Origin of the sequence: Kitasatospora sp. NPDC059577 (genome assembly GCF_042735475.1) — a bacterium.
Classification (GTDB): Bacteria; Actinomycetota; Actinomycetes; order Streptomycetales; family Streptomycetaceae; genus Kitasatospora.
Window position 1 is genome coordinate 16,158 of record NZ_JBHWBZ010000045.1, and the last position, 4,108, is coordinate 20,265.

2 protein-coding genes and 1 pseudogene are annotated in these 4,108 nt (G+C 74.3%); all 3 read left to right on the forward strand.

The window, feature by feature from the left end; translation table 11 throughout:
• Window positions 1-105: 105 nt before the first annotated feature.
• A pseudogene (locus ACFV0O_RS28390) lies at window positions 106-1,293 on the forward strand (hypothetical protein); the annotation flags it as partial.
• Complete coding sequence (locus tag ACFV0O_RS28395; protein ID WP_380346514.1) at window positions 1,290-2,798, forward strand: VWA domain-containing protein; 1,509 nt, start codon at window positions 1,290-1,292, stop codon at window positions 2,796-2,798. The pseudogene ACFV0O_RS28390 and the gene ACFV0O_RS28395, both read left to right, overlap by 4 nt.
• A 62-nt stretch (window positions 2,799-2,860) precedes the next feature.
• Window positions 2,861-3,976: an AAA family ATPase gene (locus tag ACFV0O_RS28400; protein WP_380346515.1), complete on the forward strand. Its 1,116-nt coding sequence runs from the start codon at window positions 2,861-2,863 to the stop codon at window positions 3,974-3,976.
• Window positions 3,977-4,108: the final 132 nt, after the last annotated feature.

The following is a 4,108-nucleotide window of genomic DNA, read 5'->3' on the forward strand; positions in this document are numbered from 1 at the left end:
GGCGCCCCCCCGCGCGGGGGGGGGGGGGGCGGCGGGGGGGGGGCGGGGCGCCCCCCCCCCGCCCCCCCCCCCCCCGGGCGCGCCGCCCCCCCCCCGCCCCCCCCCGGTGCCGCGGACGAGGAGCACCTGCTCGCCCTGGCCGCGGCCCGTACCGCGCTGCTCGGCGCCGCGCACGACGCGCTCCGGCAGGTCGTCGCCGAGGCGACCGGCCGCACCACCGCCGCGTGGACCGCCCCCGCCCCCGCCACCCAGGACACACCGAACCTGCTGTCCGCGGCCCGGGCCTGGCTCGCCGACCTGGCCCGCGCGGGCTGGCACGGCATGGACCACGACCTGGTGGCCGGCTCGGCGCAGGTCGTCACCGCGATGCTCCCGGATCCGGACCTGCGCCGACTGGCGGTCCTGCTCGACGGGTTCGCCGGTGAACTCGCCGCCTGCTGTCCCGGGGCCGGTCTGGAACGCGTGCCGGTGCGCCGGTGGGCGGACCTGTGGTCGCGGGCCCTGCTCCTGACGCACCCCGGCATGACCGCCGCGCCGAGCACCGGGACGGTCACCGGCCGACTGCTGCCGCTCGGCGTCGACCTGCAGGAGCACGCGACCGCCGCGCAGGCCCAGGTGCTCGCGGTGTTGGAGCCCGCCGACGGCTCCGCGCCGCGACTGGTCCGGGCCTCCGTGTCGGCCCCGAAGCCGGACAGCGTCGTCGGCGCCGGGATCTGGCAGCTGCTCCGGCCGCGGCTGTCCCTCCTCGCCGCGGCCGGCGACGGCCGCGCGATGACGGTGACGGACCTGCCGGTCACCGCCGAGGGCGACCTGCTGTGGCGTGACGAGTGCGCGCAACCCGCAGCCCCGGCCGACCCGTTCGCGACCGCCCGAGCCGTCCTGCCCACCGCCCTCGACGCGCCGCTCGCGCCACTGGAGCGGCACCCCGTCCGGCTGGCCGCACCCGTCCTCGTGGAGGGCTACACCGCCCACGAGGACGACGGCGTGCTGACGTTCACCCTGGCCGGCCACCCGCTGACCGTCGACACCGGCCGGATCCCGGCGGCCTCGCCGCTCACGCCCCAGGCCGTGGCCGCGTCCACCGCGTGCATCGGCCTGCTGCGCTGGGACGCCGGGGCCTTCGCCCTCCAGCCGCTCGCCGTGGAAAGCACGGTCAAGCGCCGGACGGTGGGCGTGCACGCCGGCGCGTGGGCGGGCGGGACCACCGACAAGGCCGGCGCCAAGGCCGAGGCGGCCGCCACCGACACCGTGGCCGTGCTGCGCGAACGCGCCGGGAAGCTGCTGCGGAAGTGACCGAACCGATGACCGCACCCACCCCGGCGCCCGAGGGCACCCCCGTTCCGGATCCCGACGGCGCACCCATCCCGGATCCCCACGGCACCCCCCTGTCGGGGCTCAGCAGCCCACCCACCGCGGACTCCGCCGAGAACCGCCGTCAGGTGCTGTACTGGCACCTCCTGGCCCGCCTGTTCGACCCCGCGGAGCAGCCCGCCCTGGAGACGGCCGGCCTGGCCGTCGTCGAGGACATCGGTCTGCCCGCGGGCCTGTTGGACCCGCGCGTCTCCGTCGACTCCCTCGTCCAGCGCCATCCCCGGCTGGCCGCGGAGATCGAGGGCCTGATGACGCCGGACACCGACCCGGCCGACCCGGCCGGCCGTGACCGCGCCGCCGAGGTCCGGCGCGCGGCCCTGTACTCCAAGGTGCTCCTCAACACCTTCGCCACCGGCTCCGGCGCGGTGAGCGCGGGTCAGCTGTCCCGCTGGCAGTCCGACGCCGCGTGGCTGGAGCGCGCGCTCGGCTGCCAGCCGGGCGAGCTGCGCGCCGGCCGCCGCACCGGCGCGGGCGCCGCGTCCACCGGGACGGGCGTCGGCACGGGCTCGGGGAACCCGGACCTGTCCACGCTCCTCCCCGTGATCGGCCCGGAACTCGCCGGCCTCGAAGCCGACCTGGTCAAGCGGATGCGCCTGCGGGAGGTCCTCGCCGACCACAAGCTCGCCTCCCGGCTCACCCCGAGCATGTCCCTGATCGAGCAGTTGCTGCACGACAAGGGCAATCTCGACGGTGTGGCGCTCGCCAACGCCAAGAAGCTGATCCGCCGCTTCGTCGACGAGGTCGCCGAGGTGCTGCGCACCCAGGTCGAGAAGGCCACGGTCGGGGAGATCGACCGCTCCGTGCCGCCGAAGCGGGTCTACCGCAACCTCGACCTGAAGCGCACGGTCTGGAAGAACCTGCCCAACTGGAACCCGGACGACGAGCGGCTGTACGTCGACCAGCTCCACTACAAGCGGACCGCCCGCAAGACCACGCCCCAGCGGCTGATCGTGGTGGTGGACCAGTCCGGCTCGATGGTCGACTCCATGGTCAACTGCACCATCCTCGCCTCGATCTTCGCCGGCCTGCCCAAGGTGGACGTCCACCTGGTGGCGTACGACACCCGCGCCGTCGACCTCACCCCCTGGGTCCACGACCCGTTCGAGACCCTGCTGCGCACCCAGCTCGGCGGCGGCACCGACGGCACCGTCGCCATGGCGCTCGCCCGGCCCAAGATCGCCGAACCGGTCAACACCGTCGTCGTATGGATATCCGACTTCTACGAGTGGAAGTGCGACGAGCTGTTCGAGCAGATGGCCGCCGTGCACCGCTCCGGGGCGAAGTTCATCCCGGTCGGCTCGGTCACCAGCTCGGGCCGCGGCAGCGTCAACCCGTGGTTCCGCGAACGCTTCAAGGACCAGGGCACCCCGGTGCTCTCCGGCCACATCGGCAAGCTCGTCCACGAGCTCAAGACCTTCCTCACCTGACCCGGCGCCCCGCGCGCCGACGCACACCTCCCCTGACCCCGCCGCAGAAAGGCGCCCGCCCGATGTCCGACATGCTCCGCGCTCCCGCCGAGACCAAGTACGCCGACGAACTGGACTACCTGGAGTCGGTCGACACCGACCCGAAGCCGTCCACCTGGCGGCTGTCCCCGAAGATGATCCGCACCTTCGTCCTCGGCTCCGACTCGTCCGACGGCCCGGACCGCGAGATCGCCCAGAAGTGGTTCGGCGACCGCGGCGTCGTCGAACGCGCGATCGTCACCCTCGCCTCCGACCGCGGTCTCCTGCTCATCGGCGACCCCGGCACCGGCAAGAGCTGGCTCGCCGAACTGCTGGCCGCCGCCGTCTGCCGCAACTCGACCCAGGTCGTCCAGGGCACCGCCGGCACCACCGAGGACCACATCAAGTACTCCTGGAACGTGTCCATGGTGATCGCCAAGGGCCAGTCCCGGGAGTCGATGATCCCCTCCCCGATCATGACGGCGATGGAGACCGGCACCATCGGCCGCTTCGAGGAACTCACCCGCTCCACCAGCGACGTCCAGGACGCCCTGATCTCCATCCTGTCCGAGAAGTACGTCTCGGTGCCCGAACTCGGCGGCGAGGACGGCATCGTCTTCGCCAAGCCCGGCTTCGCGGTCATCGCCACCGCCAACAGCCGCGACCGCGGCGTCAACGACCTCTCCTCCGCGCTCAAGCGGCGCTTCAACTTCGTGCAGATCCCGGTCGTCACCGACAAGGCCAGCGAGGCGGAGATCGTCCGCTTCCGCACCGAGGAACTGCTGCGCCGCCACGACCTGCAGCTGGACGTGCCGCCCAGCCTCCTGGACGTACTCCTGCGCAGCTTCGGAGACCTGCGCGACGTCGCCGCGACGGCGGGCAGCGACGACGAGCGGCTGGAGTCCGCGCTCTCCACCGCCGAACAGATCGGCGTGCTGGAGGACGCCGTCCTGCACAGCGACTTCTTCGGCGACCGCACGCTCACCGCCCGCGCCCTCGGCTCCTCCCTGGTCGCCTCGCTCGCCCGCCGCACCCCCGAGGACTCGGCCATCCTCACCAAGTACCTCACCGGCGTCGTCGGCCCTCGCAGCCGGCAGGAGGGCGGCGAATGGCCGCAGTTCCTCGACGCCGGCCTCGACACCCTCAAGGCGCTCGCATGAGCGGCGCGACCACCCGGGGGGCCCCCCCCCGCCGGGCCCCCCCCCCCCCCCCCCACGCCCCCCCCCCCCCCCCCCCCCCCCACCCCCCCCCACAGATCTCACGCGCGCCCCCCGCCCCCGCGCGCCCCAACA

Bases quoted from the DNA above. Each gene is read 5' to 3' on its own strand.
- ACFV0O_RS28400 (WP_380346515.1), top strand. From the start codon at position 2,861: ATGTCCGACATGCTCCGCGCTCCCGCCGAGACCAAGTACGCCGACGAA.